Below are 18,477 nucleotides of genomic sequence, written 5' to 3'. Positions count from 1 at the left end.
CCGGCCCAGTGTGGGGGAGGGGGTGCGGGGGAGGACAGGGTTCCGTCCGGCCGATCGCCGCGGCCGGGCGGCTGCCTCACTGCACGCCGTGCGGACGGAACTGCACGCTGATCCGCGGTCCCGCGGCGCGCGCGGTCTTGGGTACGCAGTGCTCCCAGGTGCGCTGGCAGGTGCCGCCCATCACGATCAGGTCGCCGTGGCCCAGCGGACGCCGCACGGTGTCGGCGCCTCCGTGCAGCGGACGCAGCAGCAGATCGCGGGGGGCGCCCACGGAGAGGATCGCCACCATCGTGTCCTCGCGCGCGCCCCGGCCGATCCGGTCGCCGTGCCAGGCGACGCTGTCCCGGCCGTCGCGGTAGTAGCACAGCCCGGCCGTGGTGAACGGCTCACCCAACTCGTCGGCGTAGTGCGCGCACAGCTGGGTGCGGGCCTGGGCCAGCACGGGGTGGGGAAGCGGATCGTCGGCGCCGTAGAACGCGAGCAGCCGGGGTACGTCCACGACCTGGTCGTACATCTTCCGCCGCTCGGCACGCCACGGGACCTCGGCCGCCAGTTGTTCGAACAGGGCGTCGGCTCCGCTGAGCCAGCCGGGAAGCACGTCGATCCAGGCGCCGTGCCCGAGCTCGGTCCGGCGCGTCCCGTCGAGCCGGCCGAGCCGCAGCCGGTCGGTCTGGTCGAAGAGCGAGCCCTGGAGGTGCGTGGTCATGGGTCCAGCGTACGCCTTAATCGAAAATATGTTCCCTTGTGTCCATCGTCACGCCCCACGCCCATGGCCGCGCCGCCCCGGCGGGCCGCCCGGTAGATCTCGCCCGCCCCGTGCACGACCCTTTCGATGCACTGACGTATCGGATACATTCGCGTATCGAACGGAGGTCCGGACATGGCAGCGGCGGCACAGACGACCGGACGCGTCACCAGGCGCCGGGTGCGCACCCGCGCCAACCTGCTCGACGCCGCCTTCTCGGTGTTCGCCGCCAAGGGCTTCGGGCGGGTCTCGATCGAGGAGGTCTGTGAGGCCGCCGGCTACAGCAGGGGCGCCTTCTACTCGAACTTCGACAGCCTGGACGAGCTGTTCTTCGCGCTCTACCGCGAGCGCGCCGACCTCATCGCCGACCAGGTCGCCGGAGCACTCGCCGCCGACGGCCCCGACCTCGACGTACCCGCCGCCGTGGACCGCGTCACCGAGGTGCTCCTCCTCGACCTGGACTGGCTCCTGGTGAAGACCGACTTCCTGGTGCACGCCGCCCGTGACCCGGTCGTCGCACAGACCCTGCTGGAGCACCGCGCCAGGCTGCGCCGGGCCGTCGCCGACCGGCTCGCCCGGGCCCGCGGCCACACCGAACTGCCCGCCGTGCTCGGCGACGCCGACGCGGCCGCCCACGCGGTGGTCGCCGCGTACGACGGAGTCACCACCCAACTGCTGCTGGACAAGGACGTCGAGCGCGCCCGCGCCTGGCTGAAGCAACTGCTCACCGCGCTGCTCACCGACGGCAGCGACAAGCCCGCCGCGCAGCGCGGCGGATGAGGAAGGAAACGGTCGCCATGGACGCGGACGTCATCGTCGTCGGAGCGGGCCTCGCCGGCCTGGTCGCGGCGCACGAACTCACCAGCCGGGGCAGGCGCGTCGCCCTGGTCGACCAGGAGAACGCCGCCAACCTGGGCGGCCAGGCGTTCTGGTCGTTCGGCGGACTGTTCCTCGTCGACTCCCCGGAGCAGCGCCGTCTGGGCATCAAGGACTCCGTCGACCTGGCCTGGAACGACTGGCAGGGCAGCGCGCGGTTCGACCGCACCGAGGACGAGGACTCCTGGGCGGTGCGCTGGGCGCGCGCCTACGTCGAGTTCGCGGCCGGGGAGAAGCGCTCCTGGCTGGCGGGCCACGGGATCAAGCTGCTGCCCACGGTCGGCTGGGCGGAGCGCGGCGACCTGCGCGCCCACGGGCACGGCAACTCCGTGCCCCGCTTCCACATCGCCTGGGGCACCGGCACGGGTGTCGTGGAGCCCTTCACCCGGTACGCCCAAGAGGCCGCGCGCGAGGGACTGCTCACCTTCCACCACCGCCACCAGGTCGACGAACTCGTCATCGAGGACGGCGCCGCGCGCGGGGTGCGCGGGACCGTCCTGGCCGACGACGACTCGCCCCGCGGCGTGGCCTCCAACCGGGACGCGATCGGCGACTTCCACCTCACCGCCCAGGCCGTCGTCGTCACCAGCGGCGGCATCGGCGCCGATCACGACATCGTCCGCCGCTACTGGCCGCAGCGGCTGGGCACGCCCCCGGCCGAGATGGTCACCGGCGTACCGGCCTACGTCGACGGACGCATGCTCGACATCAGCGCCGATGCGGGCGTACGGCTGGTCAACCGCGACCGCATGTGGCACTACACCGAGGGCCTGCAGAACTGGAACCCGATCTGGCCCGGCCACGGCATCCGCATCCTGCCCGGCCCGTCCTCACTCTGGTTCGACGCCCTCGGCCGCCGGCTGCCCGACCCGTGCCTGCCGGGCTACGACACCCTCGGCACCCTCGAACACCTGCGCACCACCGAGGACATCGCCGGACACGACCACTCCTGGTTCATCCTCACCCAGAAGATCATCGAGAAGGAGTTCGCGCTGTCGGGCTCCGAGCAGAACCCCGACATCACCGCCAAGGACCGCAAGGCGTTCCTGCGCGACCGGGTGCTCGGCAAGGGCGCCCCCGGTCCCGTCACGGACTTCGTGCGGCACGGCGCCGACTTCGTGGTGGCCGACACCCTGGAGCGGCTCGTCGAGAAGATGAACGCGCTGACCGACAAGCCGCTGCTCGACGCGGCCGGGATACGCCGCCAGATCGAGGCCCGCGACCTCCAGATCGCCAACCCCTACAGCAAGGACTCCCAGGTCCAGGGCATCCGCAACGCCCGCCGCTACATCGGCGACCGGCTCGGCCGCGTCGCCACCCCGCACCGGATCCTCGACCCGGCGGCCGGCCCGCTGATCGGCGTCAAGCTGCACATCCTCACGCGCAAGACCCTCGGCGGCATCCAGACCGACCTCGACTCCCGCGCGCTGGGCGCCGACGGCACCGCGATCGACGGTCTGTACGCGGCCGGCGAGGTCGCGGGATTCGGCGGCGGCGGCGTCCACGGCTACAACGCCCTGGAGGGCACCTTCCTCGGCGGCTGTCTCTTCTCGGGGCGGGCGGCGGGACGCGCGGCGGCGCGGCAGACGGCCTGAGCGGCCCGCACGGCCCGTCTCCGCAGGCTTTACGCCTCGAGTAGACGGGCCAGGACGGACGCGTGACCCTGCCCGAGCGACTTCGAGGCGGTCACCAGGGTGACGGGCCCCTGACCGGCCGACTCGCGCAGCCGGTCGAGGACCTCGGCCGCCTCCGGCGCGGCGAGCTCCGCCTCGTAGCGGCGGGTGAACTCCTCGTACGACCCCTCGCCCCCGTGGTACCACTGGCGCAGCTCGGTGGACGGGGTGAGGCCCTTGGGCCACTCGTCCACCCGCGCCGCGTCCTTGGACAGACCGCGCGGCCAGAGCCGGTCGACCAGGACCCGCGTCCCGTCGTCGGGCTCCGGTGGTTCGTAGACGCGGCGCACTCGCACACTCATGGTCGGACCCTTCCACGCTGTCGCACGGATCTTCGGGGGGACGGCGGTACTGCCGAGCGTAGTGCGGGGACGCCGGGTGACGCCGTGTGACTTGACCTGAACGAGGGGGACTCCCCGGCGGACGGCCCCTAGTCTGAGGGGGTTTGATCATCGCCACCCCCCCAAGGAGCGCATGTGAGGCACATCCGGCAGCAGTCCACCAGACGTGTCACCGTCCTCGGCCGCAAGGCCGTCGTCGGAGTCGTCCCCGTCGCCGTCGCGGCCCTGCTCGCGACCGCCGGGCCCGCGAGCGCGGGCACCACGGGCGCGTCCGGTGCCGGAGACCCCTACTTCCCGTTCGCCGGAAACGGCGGCTACCACGTCAGCCACTACGGACTGACCCTGGACTACGACCCGGCGAGCCGCCACCTCACCGGCAAGGCCGTGCTCACCGCCCGCGCCACCGCGCGGCTGACCCGTTTCGACCTCGACCTCAAGGGCCTGAAGATCACCGGCCTCACCGTCGACCGGCACAAGGCCGCCTTCCGGCGCAGCGGACAGGAACTCGTCGTCACCCCGCGCCACGCCCTGCGCGAGGGCCAGGCGTTCCGCGTCACCGTCACCTACAGCGGCACTCCCGGCCCCGTCACCGACCCGGACGGCTCCCTCGACGGCTGGATCCCCACCGACGACGGAGCGTTCGTCGCCGGTGAGCCGCAGGGTGCCATGACCTGGTTCCCGGCCGACAACCACCCCAAGGACAAGTCCTCCTACGACTTCACCATCACCGTCCCCGAGGGACGGGCCGCGGTCGCCAACGGCGTCTACCTCGGCCGGCGCACCGCTCATGGCAGGACGACCTACCGCTGGCGCCAGTCCGAGCCCATGGCCGCCTACCTGGCCACGGCGACCGTGGGCAAGTTCAAGGTCGAGCAGTACACCACCCGCGACGGCATCAAGGTCTACAACGCCGTCGACCCGCGCGAGGCGGCCGCCGCCGCCCCCGTGCTGAAGAAGCTGCCGTCCGTCCTGGAGTGGGAGAGCAAGGTCTTCGGCCCGTACCCGTTCCGCGCCGCCGGTGCGATCGTCGACCACGCCCCGAACGTGGGCTACGCCCTGGAGACCCAGACGCGGCCCATCTACGACGCCGCGCCCGACCTGAGCACCCTCGTCCACGAGAGCGCCCACCAGTGGTTCGGCGACTCCGTCTCGCTCACCAGCTGGAAGGACATCTGGCTCAACGAGGGCTTCGCCACGTACGCCGAGTGGCTCTACAGCGAGCAGCACGGCGGCGACAGCGCGCAGAAGACGTTCGACGGCCTGTACGCCCGTCCGGCGGGTGACGACCTGTGGGCCTACCCGCCCGCCGACCCCGGCAGCGGCGCGAACATCTTCGGCACGCCCGTCTACGCGCGCGGCGCCATGGCCCTGCACGAACTGCGCACCGCCGTCGGGGACCGGACGTTCTACCGGATCCTGCGCGCCTGGGCAGGTGAGCACCGCGCCGGGCACGGCACGACCGCGCAGTTCGAGCGCCTGGCGGAGCGCGAGTCCGGAAAGAACCTGGACAAACTGTTCAAGACCTGGCTCTACAGCACCGGCAAGCCGAACAGGCCGTAGAACCTGACGAGTTCCTCACACGCGTCGGCCATCGTCGACGCATGATCACTCGCACCACCCCCCGCGTCGCCCTGTTCGCCGCCGCATCCCTGCTGGTCACCGGATGCGGCGGTGGCGCCGCGGCCGGCGAGGGCACGGCGCCCGCCGCCGCCCCGGCCGCCCCCGCCCTCGCCTCGCCGCGGCCCTCGGTCGAGGCGGCCGCGCAGCACCTGCCCGGCCTCGGACCGAGGACGCTGGCACGGATACCGTCCGACACCCGGCAGGCCGTCGTCGTGACCGGCCACGCCGACGACTCCCCGGTGTCCACGGTCGTCGTGTACGAGCGCACCGACGCGGGCTGGCACGCCGGACCGCGTTGGCCCGCGCACAACGCGCTCAGGGGCTGGACCGACCTCCACCACGCCGGCGACCTCCACTCTCCCATCGGCGTCTTCACCCTCACCGACGCCGGCGGGAAGCTGCCCGACCCCGGCACCCGGCTGTCCTACGACCGCTCGGCCGGGTTCGCCTCGCCCGGCACCGGCTTCGAGGGAGAGCCGCTGACCGGCTCCTTCGACTACGTGATCGCCATCGACTACAACCGCGAGCCCGGCGCCTCGCCCCTCGACTGGACCCGCCCCCTGGGCGCCGGCCGCGGCGGAGGGATCTGGCTGCACGTCGACCACGGCGGCCCCACCCACGGCTGCGTCGGCATCTCCCGGGACCACATGAAGGACCTGCTGCTGGCGCTGGACCCGGACCGCCACCCCGTGGTCGTCATGGGCGACACGAAATCCCTCGCCCGCTGAGGACCTAGGATCCGCTCCGTGTGTGCATTCGTACTGGTGGCCGAGGACGACGAGATGCAGGCCGAGCTCATCCGCCGCTCGCTGCTGGCGGAGGGGCACGTCGCGACCGTGGTCCACGACGGGCGGGCCGCGCTCGACGTCGCCCGGCGCGACCGGCCCGACCTCGTCGTGCTCGACCTGATGCTGCCGGTGATCGACGGCTTCGGGGTGTGCCGGGCGCTGCGGCGGGACGACGACATCCCCGTGCTGATGCTCACCGCACGCTCCGAGGAAGACGACGTCCTGCTCGGCCTCGAACTCGGTGCCGACGACTACATGACCAAGCCCTACAGCCCACGCGAGCTGATGGCCCGCATCCGCACCGTCCTGCGGCGCGGCGGGCGGACCGGCGAGGGCCGGCCGGACGACCCCGTGGTGCGCGTCACCGGTATCGAGGTCGATCCGCTGCGGCATGAGGTGTGGTGCGACGGGCGGCCGGTGGAGTGCACCCCCGCGGAGTTCGAGATCCTGCTGGCCATGGCCGCCGAACCGGAACGGGTCTTCTCCCGGCGGCAGCTGCTGGAGTACACCCGCGGCGCCGACCGGGCGTCCACCGAACGGGCCGTGGACGTGCACATCATGAACCTGCGCCGGAAGATCGAGCCCGACCCGCGCCGCCCGGTCCGGCTGCTGACCGTCTTCGGCGTCGGCTACAAGCTCAGCGGCGGCCGCGCGTGACCCGCACCGGCATACCGCTGCGCAAGCGGCTGCTGGTCCGGCTGCTGATCGCCTCGGCGCTCATCGCGGTGTGCTCCGTCGCGGCGACGGCCTGGCTGGCGGCGGAGACCACCACCCGCGCCCTGCGCGAGGAACAGGGGCAGGACCTCGCCACCGACGTGGACATCCTCGCCGAGCTCAGCGGATACGCCGCCACGCACCCCGACTGGAAGGGCGTCGGGAAAACCGTACGCACCCTGTCCGCGCGGACCGGCCGCCGGATCGCCCTGACCGGCGTGGACCGCGCTCCGTTGGCCGACTCCGCGCCCGGCGGCACATCCCTGCCGCCGCGCCCCGCCGCCACCGTCGACCCCCTGCGCACCGACACCTTCAGCCGGCCGGGCGCGCAGCTCAGCGGCACCGACCCCCGGGTGGTGGGCCCCTACCTGCTGCCCGCGAAGGAGCGGGAGCGGCTGGACGTGCTGGCGGAGCTACGGCAGAGGTGCTTCGCCCGGGCCGGGCTGCCGACCACGGTCAGGCGGACGCCCAGCGGCCGTCCCGTCCTCACGGACGCCGACGGAACCGCCGACTCCGGCTATGTGCCGGACGCTTGCGCCGACGGCAAGCTCAACACCTCGACCCCCACCGAGACCAAGGCCCTGGAGGCGCTCAGCGCGCTCGCCGCTCCCTGTCTGCGACGAGAGGGTCTGGGGCAGGCGTTCCCCACCCTCATGACGGCCCCGGGCAAGTCCGGCGTCGAGTCGCGCCCGTTCCTCGGGACGTACGCCAAACCGGGCCAGGGCGAGGTCACACGCAAGGCGCAGGCCTGCTTCGACACCGCGCGCAATGCCCAGCTCGACCCCTATGTCGCGCCGACGGCCGAGCTGTTCCTCGGCGGCGGCGACAGCAGCGCCACCCGCTTCGACATGTCCCCGGCGAACAAGGCGAAGATCGTCGGCGCGGCCGGGCTGGTGCTCGCCGTCACCGTCGCCGTGACCGCCGTGGTCGCCACCCGGCTGGTACGGCCGCTGCGCGCGCTGACCACGGCGGCCCAGCAGCCGCCGGAACGGTACGTACGCGTACCCGTCACCACCCGGGACGAGACCGGCATCCTCGCCCTGGCCTTCAACGAGCTGGCCGAACGCCGCGAACGCCTGGAAGCCCAGCGCAAGGCCCTGGTCAGCGACATCGCCCATGAACTGCGCACCCCGCTCACCAACATCCGCGGCTGGCTCGAGGTCACCCGGGACGGCCTCGTCGCCCCCGAACCGGCGCTGCTCGCCTCCCTGCACGAGGAGGCCCTGGTCCTCCAGCGCGTCATCGACGACCTCCAGGATCTCGCGGCCGCCGACGCGGGCACCCTGCGGCTGCACCGCGAACCCCTGGGCGCAGCGGACCTGCTCCACCAGGTCGCCGCCGCCCACCGCGTCGCCGCCGACGCGGCCGACGTCCGCCTGCGCACCGCGACCGAGGGCGGCCCGTGGCTGGACGCCGACCCGGTCCGGATGCGCCAGGTCCTCGGCAACCTGGTCTCCAACGCGCTGCGCCACACACCGGCCGGCGGGACGGTCACCCTGACCTCCCGCCGGGACGGCGACGACATCGTCCTTCAGGTGAGCGACACCGGCAGCGGCATCGCCCCCGAGGACCTGCCGCACGTCTTCGAGCGCTTCTGGCGTGCCGAGAAGTCCCGCAGCCGCCGCACCGGTGGCAGCGGGCTGGGCCTGGCCATCGTCCGGCACCTGGTCGCCGCGCACGGCGGCACGGCCGAGGCCGCGAGCGAACCCGGCGCCGGCGCCACCTTCACGCTGCGCATGCCGACGGGCCCGGCACCGGACGAGGGCTGAGGGCGCCAGGGGCTATCCGGAGCGCCGCCGCCGGTGGTCCGACCGGCGCTTCAGCGCCCGCCGTTCCGTCTCGTCCGTGCCGCCCCAGACCCCGAGGGCCTGCCCGGTGTCGAGCGCGAACCGCAGACACCGCTCCTCGACGGGACAGCGTCGGCAGACGGCCTTCGCCTGTTCCGTCTGGAGCAGCGACGGCCCGGAGGTGCCGATCGGGAAGAAGAGATCCGGGTCCTCCGTGCTGCATTCGGCGTGCTCTCGCCAGTCGTCCATCAAAGTCACCTGCGATCGAGGTCGTTCGCGCCCTTGGACATGAATTACTCGCCTTCGGGTCACCTGTCGACGCGGTGCCAAACAGGACAACGGTGTTCCGTGGTGCGGGAGTCAGTGTTCCCGCATCCCCCACGGCGAGCCGTACGCGGTCAGCAGGTCCAGGAACGGGCGGGCGGGGAAGGCCTCCGGGCCGAGGACGCCGGAGCCCGACCAGGAGCCCGTGGCGAGGAGTTCGAGGGCCACGACGGGGTTGACGGCGGTCTGCCACACCACCGCCTGGCAGCCGTACTCCGCCATCGACCACTGGTTGTCGACCACGTGGTACAGGTACACCTCGCGCGGCGCGCCGTCCTTCACGCCCCGCACCCAGGTGCCCGCGCAGGTCTTGCCGTGCATGCGCTCGCCCAGCGTCGCCGGGTCGGGCAGACAGGCGGCGACGACGTCCCGCGGTGAGACGGCGACCGGCCCGTCCGGGCCCGGCACGGTCACCGGTCCGGTCCGGTCGAGTCCCAGCAGGTGCAGGGTCTTCAGCGTGCGGATGAAGTCCTCGCCGAGGCCGTACTTGAAGGTGACCCGCCGGGCGTCGACCCAGCGCGGGACGAGCAGCACCTCCTCGTGCTCCACGTTGACGCACTCGACGGGGCCGATGCCCTCGGGGAAGTCGAACACCTCGGGCTCGCTGAAGGGCTCGGTGGTGAACCAGCCGCGGTCGGCCTCGTAGACCACCGGCGGGTTCAGGCACTCCTCGATGGTGGTCCAGATGCTGAACGACGGCGCGAAGTCGTGACCGTCGACGGTGAGGTTCGCGCCGTCGCGGATGCCGATCTCCTCGATCTCGTCGAAGAGTTCGTCGGCGGCGTGCCGCGCGAAGACGTCCGACAGGCCCGGCTCCACGCCCATGCCGACGAGCGCCAGGGCGCCCGCCCTCTCCCACTCGGCCGCCTGCGCGAACTGCGTGTCGCCGAGCTTGACCCCGCACTCCTCGTACGGCCGCTCGGCGTGCGGCCGGGACAGTGACATCGCCATGTCGACATAGGTCGCACCGGCGCCTCGGGCCGCCCGGAACAGGGGCTCGACGAAGCGCGGGTCGGTGGCGTTGAGCAGCACGTCGCAGCCGTGTCGGCGCAGCAGGTCGGCCACCGCCTCCTCGTCGCGGGCGTCGATCCGCTCGGCACGAAAGCGCGCCCCGTCGTCGCCGAGGGCCGCGACCGCGGCCTCGGCCCGCGCGGCGTCGTGGTCGGCCACCACCATCGTGTCGAGGAACGACCGCCGGGCCGCGATCCGGGTGATCGCGGTACCCACACCGCCGGCTCCCACGAGCAGAACACGCATGACGAGATCTCCTTCTCGGGTGAACGAATGAGGTGGGCCCAGGCCGAGATACAACGCCTCCCGCCGTCGTAAGGTCAATGGCGTTGGCATAAGGACGCGAGGCGCAGGACGCACAGCGCTCGGGCGCGGGGCGCGCGACGCGGGGCCCAGGACGCTCAGGAGGAGACGGCTATGCCCAAACCGGTGGTACCCGAGGACAAGCGGCGTCGACGTCGGCCCACCAGGGGCGGCACCGTGCTGTCCGAGCGGCTGATCGTCGACACAGCTCTGCGGATGCTCGGTGAGCACGGCGGCGCCGGGCTCACCGCCCGCCGCCTCGGCCTGGCGCTGGACTGCGACCCGAGCACGCTCTACCGCTACTTCCGGGGCATGGACGATCTGACCCTGGCCATCGGCGACGCCCTCATCGGACGGGCCCTGTGCGGCTGGCGGCCGACGGGGGAGTGGCGGTCCGACCTGCACGCCATCGGGCTGCGCATCCACGCCGCGTACGTCGCCCACCCCCAGGCGGCCCTGCTCACCGCGAGCCGGGTCACCGGCCGCACCCACGAACTGGCCGCCGACGAGGCCGTCCTGGACGTCCTGCGCACCGCCGGCTTCCCGCTGCCGGACACGGTCCGCATCTACCACGCCTTCATCGACCAGACGCTCGCCTTCGCCGCCCTGGACGCGGCCTCGCTCGCCCTGCCGCGCGCCGCGCTGCGCGCCGACGAGGACAAGTGGCGCTCGACGTACGCCCACCTGCCGGCCGCCACCCACCCGCGCATCGCCGAGGCGGCGCCCCTGCTGGCGACGCGCATGGTCACCAGCGCCTATCCCACGGCCCTGGAGATGCTGCTGGACAGCGCGGCGGGTCGGCTGGCGGCGACCTGAGGCCGGCGTCCGGCGCCTTGGGGTGGCCGGGTCTCTTGGGCAATCGGGTCCTTTGGGCGGTCCGGTCTTTCGGGCGGTCGGGGTCCCTTGGGCCTGCTGGGTCTCTCGGGCCGCAGGGGTCCTTGGGCCTGCTGGTTCTTTTGGGCCGCTGCGCTGCTTCGGCCGCCGGGTCAGGCGCCCGGCGCCCTAGTGCCGCAGCAGGCGACGTGCGCCCCGTCGCGACGCCCGGCACGCCCTCTCGGCCGCACCGGCCGAAAGCCCACGTACGACCAGTACGAGGAGTTCCGGCCGGCACGCCGGGAGCACGCACCGGACGCCGCTCCTTCACGGGCGAACGCTGCCTGCCACGGCACTAGCTGCCCAACGCCTCCGCCGCCGTGGCCGTCACCGCTTCGGCCAGCGCGGCCAGGGCAGGCGAGTCGAGCTTCCACTGCTGCCAGTGGAGCGGCACGTCGACCACGCCGTCCGGCGCGAGGTGCACGAGGCGGCCGGCGCTCAGCAGCGGCGCGGCCTGGACCTCGGGCACCATCCCCCAGCCGAGGCCGGCGCACACGGACGCGACGAAGCCCTCCGACGTGGGGACGAAGTGCCGCGCGGGGCTCGCGCCGGCGTGGCCCCGGCGCAGGCCGCGCACGAACGCGTCCTGGAGGTCGTCCCGCCGGTCGAAGGTCACGACCGGCGCGGCCGCGAGCCTTTCGTGCAGGGGGCCGCCGAGATACCGTGCCGTGAAGTCCGGGGAGGCCGCCGCGAGGTAGCGCATGGCGCCCAGGGGGCGGACCGAGCACCCGGCGACCGGCTCGGCCGACGAGGTCACCGCGGCCATCACCAGCCCCTCGCGCAGCAGCGCCGCCGTGCGGGTCTCGTCCTCGCGGCGCAGTTCGAAGCAGAGCAGGGGCTCCCGCGGGACCCGGGAGAGCGCCGGGAGGAACCAGGTCGCCAGCGAGTCGGCGTTGACCGCGACCGTCACCCGGGTCGGTTCGCCGGCGCCGCTCATCCCGAGCTCGGCGCGCGCGTCCCGCTCCAGCCGGGCGAGTTGGCGGGCGAACCGGACCACGACCTCGCCCGACCCGGTCGGCCGCACCGGCTTGGTCCGCATCAGCAGCACCCGCCCGGTGCGCTGCTCCAGCGCCTTCACCCGCTGACTGACCGCCGACGGCGTCACATGCAGCGCGGCGGCCGCCGCGTCGAACGTACCCTCGTCCACCACGGCCAGCAGCGTCCGCACCTGGTCGAGGGGAATTTCCGGCATCCCCGGCCCCGCGTCAACCTTCACGAGCGCTAATGATACGTAAGAATCTTTAGCTGTACGTCCAGTGATCGCTTCCTTAGCGTCGGGGGCATGCACAGCTCCCTGACCGCCGCGGCCGCCGGATTCGGCACCGGTCTCTCGCTCATCGTCGCCATCGGTGCCCAGAACGCCTTCGTCCTGCGCCAGGGGATCCGCCGCGACGCGGTCCTCGCCGTCGTCGGCATCTGCGCCCTGTCCGACGCCGCTCTCATCGCGCTCGGGGTCGGTGGCGTCGGCGCCCTGGTGGTGGCCTGGCCGGGGGCGCTCACCGTCGTCGGCTGGATCGGCGGCGCGTTCCTGCTCTGCTACGGCGCCCTCGCCGCCCGCCGGGTCCTGCGGCCGGGCGACGCGCTGCGTACGGACGGCACGGGACCGGGATCACTCAGGCGGGCCGTGCTGACCTGTCTGGCGCTGACCTGGCTCAACCCGCACGTCTACCTCGACACCGTCTTCCTGCTCGGTTCCGTCGCCGCCGACCGGGGCCCGCTGCGCTGGACCTTCGGACTCGGTGCCGCGTGCGCCAGCCTGTGCTGGTTCGCCGCGCTCGGCTTCGGCGCCCGGCTGCTCTCCCGCTTCCTGGCCAGGCCCGCGTCCTGGCGCGTCCTGGACGGCCTGGTGGCAGCGACCATGATCACTCTCGGCGTCATGCTCATCGCGGGAAGCTGAGACGTGGCCGATCGCGGGAAGCTGAGACGCGGCCGATCGCCGGAAGCTTGGGACGCGGCCGATCACCGTGCCGGGACAACGGCCGCCTGCCTGAGCCACGGCGTGGTCCATTCCCGGAGCCGCGACGGGGCGCATCACCGGAGACCGAGTCCCACCCTCGCCGGGCGGTGGGACACAGCGGGATAGCCGGAGGCCGGCGCCGGGACTCGCGCGTCTCTCCGGCGGCCGGGACCGCGGACTTCGAAGCCCCGGCCGGTGCTGCGATAGTGATCCCCGGACCCGAAAGATGTATCGAGCAACCAGGAACCCCGTGGACACCAGCGAGAGCAGTACCGAGTCACCGACAGCGGCCCCGGATCCGGCGCCGCCCCGGCACGGCTGGCGCCGCTGGGCCATGGACACCCGCCCCCTGCGTCGCCCGGCCTACCGCCGGCTGTGGACGTCGACGATCGTCACGGCCGTCGGCAGCCAGCTCACCGCCGTCGCCGTGCCCAAGCAGATCTACGACATCACCGGCTCCTCGGCCTGGGTCGGCGCCGCGAGCCTCGCCGGACTGCTGCCCCTGATCGTGTTCGCCCTGTGGGGCGGTGCGATCGCCGACACCGTCGACCGGCGCAAGCTGCTCCTGATCACCAACATCGGGATAGCCGTCACCTCGCTCCTGTTCTGGGTCCAGGCGGTCGTCGGGCTCGGGTCCGTGGTGGCGCTGATGGTCCTGCTCGCCGTACAGCAGGCGTTCTGGGGACTCAACGCGCCGGCCCGTAACGCCTCCATCGCCCGACTGGTCCCCGAGGACGAACTGGCCGCCGCGAACGCCCTCGGCTCGACCGTCATGCAGACCGGACAGGTGGTCGGACCGCTGCTGGCCGGCGTCCTCATCCCCGTCATCGGCCTGCCCGAGCTGTACCTCATCGACGCGGTCGCGCTGTGCGTCACGGTGTGGGCGGTCCACCAGTTGCCCTCGCTGCCGCCGCTCGCGGCCATGGCGCGCCGCGCCGGCGTACGGGAGATCGTGGCCGGGTTCCGCTACCTCTCCGCGCACAAGGTGCTGCTGCTGTCGTTCCTGGCCGACATCATCGCGATGGTCTTCGGCATGCCCCGCGCCCTGTTCCCGCAACTCGCCGCCGAGACCTACGCCCCCTACGGCGAAGGGCTCGCGCTGGGGCTGCTGTTCGCGGCGATCCCGATCGGCGCCGTGGCGGGCGGCCTGTTCTCCGGCACGTTCTCCCGGGCCCGTCGGCACGGCTGGATGGTGATCGGCGCGGTCGTGGCCTGGGGTGCCGCCGTCACCGGCTTCGGACTGAGCCGCAACCTGTGGCTCGCGGTGGTGTTCCTGGCCGTCGCGGGGGTCGCCGACATGGTCTCCATGGTGTTCCGCGGCGCGATCCTGCTGTCCGCCGCCACCGACGAGATGCGCGGCCGGATGCAGGGCGTCTTCACGGTCGTGGTCGCGGGCGGCCCGCGCATCGCCGACGTGCTGCACGGCACGGCCGGCTCGGCCTTCGGCCCCGGCACGGCCGTCGCGGGCGGTGGTCTGCTCGTCGTGGTGCTCATGCTGGGCCTGGCGGCAGCGGTGCCCGCCCTGCGCCGCTACCGCGTCTGAGGCACTCCGCCCCGGCCGCTACAGGGTGCTGCGGCGGCGTACGGTGTACTGCTCCATCAGCTTGCCCCGGGTGGTCTCCAGCCTGTGGGCCAGGATCTCGGCGACGGTCCGGATCAGCGCCAGTCCGAGCTGCGGGTCCTCGTCGCACAGGTCCCGTACGGGCTGCGCGTCGAACTCGTAGGCGCGTACCGGGCTGAAGGCCTCCGCCCCGAAGTCCCACACGTACGGCGGGAACAGCCAGGACCAGCCGAGCAGGTCACCCGCCCCGAGGCCGGCCACGGTCACCCGTTGCGCGGAGGTGACGTGCTGGTCGAGGGAGACGGCGCCCGAGCGGATCACCCAGAAGCGGTCGGCCGTGCCGCCCGACTCGAAGATCCGGGTGTCCTCGGGGAAGGAGACCTCCCGCGCGAGCGACATCAGGCGCCGGCGCTGCGGCTGGGGCAGGGAGGTCAGGAGTTTTGTCGCTCTGGTCATGGACGGGGCTCCTCCCCGGCGAAGTGGAGGGAGGTCTGCCGCTCGGCGGTGTGCCACCGCTCCCGGTGACTTCCCCTACGCCCCATTTCAGCCGCTGCCGACGTCTCGGGCACTTCGGCGGACCAGCGCCGGAGGCCGTCGGCCGGCCCGCGGGTGGGGGTGGTAGAAGCAGTTACCCAGGTCGCTCGCCGTTCAATCGGCGAAAGGCCGCGCTCACCGGTCCGGGACATGGAAAAGCCCTGGCTGGACGGGGGAGGCCAGCCAGGGCCGTCACGCGGTGGTGCGCGGGGGACGGTACGGTCGACCCCGCCACCACGTATGGATGAACGCTAAACCATCGAATGGGGATCCACGTAACCAGGACCGGGTTGCGTGACCTGTTTCACTCACCGACCCCCTCGCGATGCCTGCCGGGGGTGAGGATCTCGTCCATCACCCTGATCACCGCCTCAAAGGCCAGCGTCCGTACGGCCGCCTCGCGCGCCCCGTCCGGATCGGTCGCCCTCAGGTCCCCGCTTCGTGCCTGCCAGGTCCGCGCCTCCTGCTGGGCACAGTTCCTGGCTCGCTGCATCCGACGCACCAGCTCGTCCGAGTCCACGACATCCGTCATGTCGTCCGACTACCCCCGTTCCGCCCGTCGATGACGGGGGTCTTCGCTCGGGAACCGCAGGTTTGACGGCCCTGCTTCAGGTCAGCCGAACAAAGGAGGATCCGCCGATTCCGGGCGGGGCGGTCCGGTCCCGGTTGCTTCCTCGATCACCGATCACGAGGTCACCGATCACAGATCACGAGATCGCCAGATCACCGATCACTCAGGGAGCGAGACCATGCATGCCAAGCAGTCGAACGGACATCTCACGGATCCCGTCCGGGGTCCGGACGCCCCGTGCGGCCCGCCCGCGTCCGGCGACCGGCAGTCCTGGTGCCCGGCCGACGTCCGCACCGCCGTACGGCGGGTGGTGGACCGGCAGTGCCGGGTGGCGGGGTCGACGTACGACGAGAACGCCCTCACCGACGCGCTGCTCGTCGCCTCGGAACTGACGACCAACGCCATCCTGCACGGCGGCGGCGTCACCGGGTTCGACGTGGGCGTGGAAGGGCGGAGTGTGCGGGTGTCGGTCTGTGACCGCAGCGAGCGGTTGCCGGTGTTCGCCCCCTCCACCGGCCCCCGGGGACGCTTCCTGCCCGGCGGGCACGGCTGGCCGATCGTGTGCAGGCTGGCGCGGGACGTGCGTGTGTCGGACCTGCCCACCGGCGGCAAACGGATCACCGCCGTGGTGCCCCTCTTCTGAGGCACGACCGCCGCGCCGCGCCAACTCCGACCGGGGACCGAGCCGGACCGAGCCGGACCGAGCCGGACCGAGCCGGACCGAGCCGAGCCGGACCGAGCCGGGACCGAACCGGATCCGGCCAAGCCGAGCCGGGACGGGCGCCGCCGGGTTTGCCCCCTGGCCGGTCGGGCAGACGGTGGTTCGTGCTTCGGACCGGAGGCGCGCCGACGGGAGTGGTCTGCCCCGGCGCCTCAGGGCCGCCGGGGCGGGCCGTTGCCCTCGGCAGATCCCTGAAATCATCTGATCAGGAGCGATTCCGTAATGCTCATCGACATATCGACAAGCAGCCATGACGCGTCCGATCGCCCCACCCCGCCCGCCGGGCGGCACCATGACGACAGCCCCGCCACCGAGGCCCGGTTCCGCCGTCTGACGGAACTGGAGCACGGGCCGGAGCGGGAAGCCGTCCGCGACGAACTCGTCGCGGCCTGGCTGCCCATGGCCCACCGGATCGCCGGCCGCTTCCGCGAGCGCGGCGAATCCCTGGAGGACCTGCGGCAGGTGGCCGCGCTCGGACTGGTCAAGGCCGTCGACCGGTTCGACCCGTCCCGCGGCGCGTTCGAGAGCTACGCCGTCCCCACCATCACCGGCGAGGTCAAGCGGCACTTCCGCGACCGCATGTGGGCGCTGCGCGTGCCCCGCCGGGTGCAGGAACTGCGCAACAAAGTGCGCGTCGCCCGCCGCGAACTCACCCAGAATCCGGGTACCCCCGAGCCCTCGGCCGCCGACATCGCCGCCCACACCGGGCTGACGGAGGACGAGGTCGGCGCGGGCATGGAGGCCATGGAGAGCTTCAGCACCCTCTCGCTGGACGCCGAGCTGTCCTCCGCCGACGACGGCTACAGCCTCGCCGACACCCTGGGCACCTCGGAAACGTCGTACGACGTCGTGGTCGACCGCGAGGCCGCCAAGGAAGGCCTGCGCCAGCTGCCCGAACGCGACCGCGCGATCCTCTACATGCGCTTCTTCGAGGACATGACGCAGAGCCGTATCGCCGACCAGCTGGGCATTTCCCAGATGCACGTCTCCCGGCTCATCAGCCGCAGCTGTGCCAAGGTGCGCGACGAGGCACTGGAGCAGCGCGGGAGCCGGCCCCGCGCCGGCCGCCGCGACACCACCGGCTGAGCCGGACCCCTGTCCCACGCCACGCGGGCCGGCGCCGCGCGTGTGACCCGTCGCTGCCGGGGAAGCCGGATCCAGGGAGGCCTGAATGGACACCACTGTCAGTGCACGAGGCGGCCGCAACGAGGCCGAGCGCGTGGCGAAGGGATCCGCGACGGAGGGTGCCGCACGGGCGGGGCTCTGCGCACGTGGGGTCATCTATCTGCTCGTCGGTGTGCTCGCGCTCCAGATCGCCCTCGGCGACGGACAACGCCAGGCGGACCGCGGCGGCGCCCTCGCCGAACTCGCCGACAAGCCCTTCGGCGCCGTACTGCTCTGGATACTGGGCATCGGAGTGGTCGGCATGGCGCTCTGGCGGCTGCCCGAGGCGGTCTTCGGCTCGGTCGGGCCGGACGGCCGCAAGGCACGCAAACGCCTGCTGGCGGTCGTGCGATGCGTCTTCTACGCCACCGTCGCCTACTCGGTGATCGCGTTCGCGGCGGGCTCGGGCGGCGACGGAAGCGGATCCAGCGACAAGCAGTCCAAGGACGTCACCGCCCGGGTGCTCGAGCTCCCCGGGGGGCAGTGGATCGTGGCCGTGGCGGGGGCCGGAATCGTCGTTGCGGGCGTCTGGATCGGGGCCCGCGCCGTCATGCGCTCCTACCGCGACAAGCTGAACCTGGGCGAGATGCCGCGCTGGGCCCGGCGCACGGTCGACGTGACGGGCGTGGGCGGCGGCGCGGCGCGCGGACTCGTGTTCGCCGCGGCCGGAGCCTTCGCCATACGGGCCGCGATCGACTACGACCCCGACCGCGCCAAGGGGCTGGACGACACGCTCCGCTCGTTCGCCGGCACCCCGCTGGGCCCGGCGCTGCTGGGGTGTGTCGCGGCCGGTCTCGCCCTGTTCGGAGTCTTCTCCTTCGTGCTGGCCCGCTGGCGCCGGGTCTGACGGTCCTCATCCCTCGTCGGCGGGTGTGGCGCCGGGTCTGACCGCCCTCACCCCTTGCCGGCGGGGG

At 72.8% G+C, this 18,477-nt stretch carries 19 protein-coding genes; 12 read left to right on the top strand and 7 right to left on the bottom strand.

Annotation, left to right across the window (positions count from 1 at the left end):
• Positions 1–76 precede the first annotated feature (76 nt).
• Positions 77–706, bottom strand: coding sequence for an alpha-ketoglutarate-dependent dioxygenase AlkB family protein (locus ACFV0T_RS16235; protein ID WP_385778929.1), 630 nt, complete (start codon positions 704–706; stop codon positions 77–79).
• 174 nt (positions 707–880) lie between these two features.
• Between ACFV0T_RS16235 and ACFV0T_RS16230 the strand changes: the two genes are divergently transcribed.
• Positions 881–1,525, top strand: coding sequence for a TetR/AcrR family transcriptional regulator (locus ACFV0T_RS16230; protein ID WP_385778927.1), 645 nt, complete (start codon positions 881–883; stop codon positions 1,523–1,525).
• A 17-nt stretch (positions 1,526–1,542) separates the two neighbouring features.
• Positions 1,543–3,216, top strand: coding sequence for an FAD-binding dehydrogenase (locus tag ACFV0T_RS16225; RefSeq protein ID WP_385778925.1), 1,674 nt, complete (start codon positions 1,543–1,545; stop codon positions 3,214–3,216).
• A gap of 29 nt (positions 3,217–3,245) precedes the next feature.
• On the opposite strand, the gene ACFV0T_RS16220 is transcribed toward ACFV0T_RS16225, so the two are convergent.
• Complete coding sequence (locus ACFV0T_RS16220; RefSeq protein ID WP_385778923.1) at positions 3,246–3,596, bottom strand: DUF488 domain-containing protein; 351 nt, start codon at positions 3,594–3,596, stop codon at positions 3,246–3,248.
• Between the two features lie 183 nt (positions 3,597–3,779).
• On the opposite strand from ACFV0T_RS16220, the gene ACFV0T_RS16215 reads away from it, so the two are divergent.
• The 4 genes from ACFV0T_RS16215 to ACFV0T_RS16200 are packed head-to-tail and all read left to right on the top strand — an operon-like array spanning position 3,780 to position 8,526.
• Positions 3,780–5,195, top strand: coding sequence for a M1 family metallopeptidase (locus tag ACFV0T_RS16215; RefSeq protein ID WP_385779091.1), 1,416 nt, complete (start codon positions 3,780–3,782; stop codon positions 5,193–5,195).
• Between the two features lie 41 nt (positions 5,196–5,236).
• On the top strand, positions 5,237–5,983 hold the full coding sequence (locus ACFV0T_RS16210) for a L,D-transpeptidase family protein (RefSeq protein ID WP_385778921.1): 747 nt from the start codon (positions 5,237–5,239) through the stop codon (positions 5,981–5,983).
• A gap of 18 nt (positions 5,984–6,001) precedes the next feature.
• On the top strand, positions 6,002–6,700 hold the full coding sequence (locus tag ACFV0T_RS16205) for a response regulator (protein WP_385778919.1): 699 nt from the start codon (positions 6,002–6,004) through the stop codon (positions 6,698–6,700).
• Positions 6,697–8,526, top strand: a complete 1,830-nt coding sequence (locus ACFV0T_RS16200; RefSeq protein WP_385778917.1) for a sensor histidine kinase — start codon at positions 6,697–6,699, stop codon at positions 8,524–8,526. Before ACFV0T_RS16205 ends, ACFV0T_RS16200 begins: the two co-directional genes overlap by 4 nt.
• A 12-nt stretch (positions 8,527–8,538) precedes the next feature.
• On the opposite strand, the gene ACFV0T_RS16195 is transcribed toward ACFV0T_RS16200, so the two are convergent.
• Together ACFV0T_RS16195 and ACFV0T_RS16190 are read right to left on the bottom strand one after the other, a co-directional pair.
• Positions 8,539–8,793 carry a WhiB family transcriptional regulator gene (locus tag ACFV0T_RS16195; protein WP_385778915.1) on the bottom strand — a complete coding sequence of 85 codons (255 nt, stop codon included), beginning with the start codon at positions 8,791–8,793 and terminating at the stop codon, positions 8,539–8,541.
• A gap of 111 nt (positions 8,794–8,904) precedes the next feature.
• Positions 8,905–10,125 carry a saccharopine dehydrogenase C-terminal domain-containing protein gene (locus tag ACFV0T_RS16190; protein ID WP_385778913.1) on the bottom strand — a complete coding sequence of 407 codons (1,221 nt, stop codon included), beginning with the start codon at positions 10,123–10,125 and terminating at the stop codon, positions 8,905–8,907.
• Positions 10,126–10,296: 171 nt separating this feature from the next.
• On the opposite strand from ACFV0T_RS16190, the gene ACFV0T_RS16185 reads away from it, so the two are divergent.
• A complete protein-coding gene (locus tag ACFV0T_RS16185; RefSeq protein WP_385778911.1) occupies positions 10,297–10,998 on the top strand; it encodes a TetR/AcrR family transcriptional regulator in 702 nt (233 codons plus the stop codon).
• A gap of 352 nt (positions 10,999–11,350) precedes the next feature.
• Here ACFV0T_RS16185 and ACFV0T_RS16180 read toward each other — a convergent pair whose 3' ends face one another.
• Positions 11,351–12,247, bottom strand: a complete 897-nt coding sequence (locus ACFV0T_RS16180; protein ID WP_385778909.1) for a LysR family transcriptional regulator ArgP — start codon at positions 12,245–12,247, stop codon at positions 11,351–11,353.
• Between the two features lie 90 nt (positions 12,248–12,337).
• Here ACFV0T_RS16180 and ACFV0T_RS16175 point away from each other — a divergent pair, with 90 nt between their 5' ends.
• Together ACFV0T_RS16175 and ACFV0T_RS16170 are read left to right on the top strand one after the other, a co-directional pair.
• Positions 12,338–12,952 (top strand): LysE/ArgO family amino acid transporter, encoded by a 615-nt coding sequence (locus ACFV0T_RS16175; protein WP_385778907.1) that lies wholly within the window; start codon positions 12,338–12,340, stop codon positions 12,950–12,952.
• A 286-nt stretch (positions 12,953–13,238) separates the two neighbouring features.
• Entirely contained in the window at positions 13,239–14,555 is a 1,317-nt protein-coding gene (locus ACFV0T_RS16170) for an MFS transporter (protein WP_385778905.1), read from the top strand.
• Positions 14,556–14,573: 18 nt separating this feature from the next.
• Here the strand turns inward: ACFV0T_RS16170 and ACFV0T_RS16165 are convergent, their stop codons facing one another.
• Both ACFV0T_RS16165 and ACFV0T_RS16160 read right to left on the bottom strand, forming a co-directional pair.
• Complete coding sequence (locus ACFV0T_RS16165; protein ID WP_385778903.1) at positions 14,574–15,029, bottom strand: cyclic nucleotide-binding domain-containing protein; 456 nt, start codon at positions 15,027–15,029, stop codon at positions 14,574–14,576.
• A 382-nt stretch (positions 15,030–15,411) separates the two neighbouring features.
• A complete protein-coding gene (locus ACFV0T_RS16160) occupies positions 15,412–15,639 on the bottom strand; it encodes a hypothetical protein (RefSeq protein ID WP_385778901.1) in 228 nt (75 codons plus the stop codon).
• A 217-nt stretch (positions 15,640–15,856) separates the two neighbouring features.
• Here ACFV0T_RS16160 and ACFV0T_RS16155 point away from each other — a divergent pair, with 217 nt between their 5' ends.
• From ACFV0T_RS16155 to ACFV0T_RS16145, 3 genes are all read left to right on the top strand, one after another.
• A complete protein-coding gene (locus ACFV0T_RS16155; protein ID WP_385778899.1) occupies positions 15,857–16,321 on the top strand; it encodes an ATP-binding protein in 465 nt (154 codons plus the stop codon).
• A gap of 300 nt (positions 16,322–16,621) precedes the next feature.
• Positions 16,622–17,485, top strand: coding sequence for a SigB/SigF/SigG family RNA polymerase sigma factor (locus tag ACFV0T_RS16150; RefSeq protein ID WP_385778897.1), 864 nt, complete (start codon positions 16,622–16,624; stop codon positions 17,483–17,485).
• An 85-nt stretch (positions 17,486–17,570) separates the two neighbouring features.
• Positions 17,571–18,410 (top strand): DUF1206 domain-containing protein, encoded by an 840-nt coding sequence (locus tag ACFV0T_RS16145; RefSeq protein ID WP_385778895.1) that lies wholly within the window; start codon positions 17,571–17,573, stop codon positions 18,408–18,410.
• Positions 18,411–18,477 lie beyond the last annotated feature (67 nt).

This window comes from Streptomyces sp. NPDC059582, assembly GCF_042735715.1.
In the GTDB taxonomy this organism is placed as follows: Bacteria; Actinomycetota; Actinomycetes; order Streptomycetales; family Streptomycetaceae; genus Streptomyces.
The sequence above is the reverse complement of the archived record's forward strand: the minus strand, read 5'-3'. Positions and strand labels throughout refer to the sequence as shown.

What these genes read in the sequence shown, in the direction of transcription:
- ACFV0T_RS16185 (WP_385778911.1), top strand. Translation starts at nt 10,297, where the DNA reads ATGCCCAAACCGGTGGTACCCGAGGACAAGCGGCGTCGACGTCGGCCC.
- ACFV0T_RS16230 (WP_385778927.1), top strand. Translation starts at nt 881, where the DNA reads ATGGCAGCGGCGGCACAGACGACCGGACGCGTCACCAGGCGCCGGGTG.
- ACFV0T_RS16150 (WP_385778897.1), top strand. Translation starts at nt 16,622, where the DNA reads ATGCTCATCGACATATCGACAAGCAGCCATGACGCGTCCGATCGCCCC.
- ACFV0T_RS16190 (WP_385778913.1), bottom strand. Translation starts at nt 10,125, where the DNA reads ATGCGTGTTCTGCTCGTGGGAGCCGGCGGTGTGGGTACCGCGATCACC.
- ACFV0T_RS16195 (WP_385778915.1), bottom strand. Translation starts at nt 8,793, where the DNA reads ATGGACGACTGGCGAGAGCACGCCGAATGCAGCACGGAGGACCCGGAT.
- ACFV0T_RS16145 (WP_385778895.1), top strand. Translation starts at nt 17,571, where the DNA reads ATGGACACCACTGTCAGTGCACGAGGCGGCCGCAACGAGGCCGAGCGC.
- ACFV0T_RS16225 (WP_385778925.1), top strand. Translation starts at nt 1,543, where the DNA reads ATGGACGCGGACGTCATCGTCGTCGGAGCGGGCCTCGCCGGCCTGGTC.
- ACFV0T_RS16165 (WP_385778903.1), bottom strand. Translation starts at nt 15,029, where the DNA reads ATGACCAGAGCGACAAAACTCCTGACCTCCCTGCCCCAGCCGCAGCGC.
- ACFV0T_RS16180 (WP_385778909.1), bottom strand. Translation starts at nt 12,247, where the DNA reads ATGCCGGAAATTCCCCTCGACCAGGTGCGGACGCTGCTGGCCGTGGTG.
- ACFV0T_RS16210 (WP_385778921.1), top strand. Translation starts at nt 5,237, where the DNA reads ATGATCACTCGCACCACCCCCCGCGTCGCCCTGTTCGCCGCCGCATCC.
- ACFV0T_RS16170 (WP_385778905.1), top strand. Translation starts at nt 13,239, where the DNA reads ATGTATCGAGCAACCAGGAACCCCGTGGACACCAGCGAGAGCAGTACC.
- ACFV0T_RS16220 (WP_385778923.1), bottom strand. Translation starts at nt 3,596, where the DNA reads ATGAGTGTGCGAGTGCGCCGCGTCTACGAACCACCGGAGCCCGACGAC.
- ACFV0T_RS16155 (WP_385778899.1), top strand. Translation starts at nt 15,857, where the DNA reads ATGCATGCCAAGCAGTCGAACGGACATCTCACGGATCCCGTCCGGGGT.
- ACFV0T_RS16175 (WP_385778907.1), top strand. Translation starts at nt 12,338, where the DNA reads ATGCACAGCTCCCTGACCGCCGCGGCCGCCGGATTCGGCACCGGTCTC.
- ACFV0T_RS16235 (WP_385778929.1), bottom strand. Translation starts at nt 706, where the DNA reads ATGACCACGCACCTCCAGGGCTCGCTCTTCGACCAGACCGACCGGCTG.
- ACFV0T_RS16160 (WP_385778901.1), bottom strand. Translation starts at nt 15,639, where the DNA reads ATGACGGATGTCGTGGACTCGGACGAGCTGGTGCGTCGGATGCAGCGA.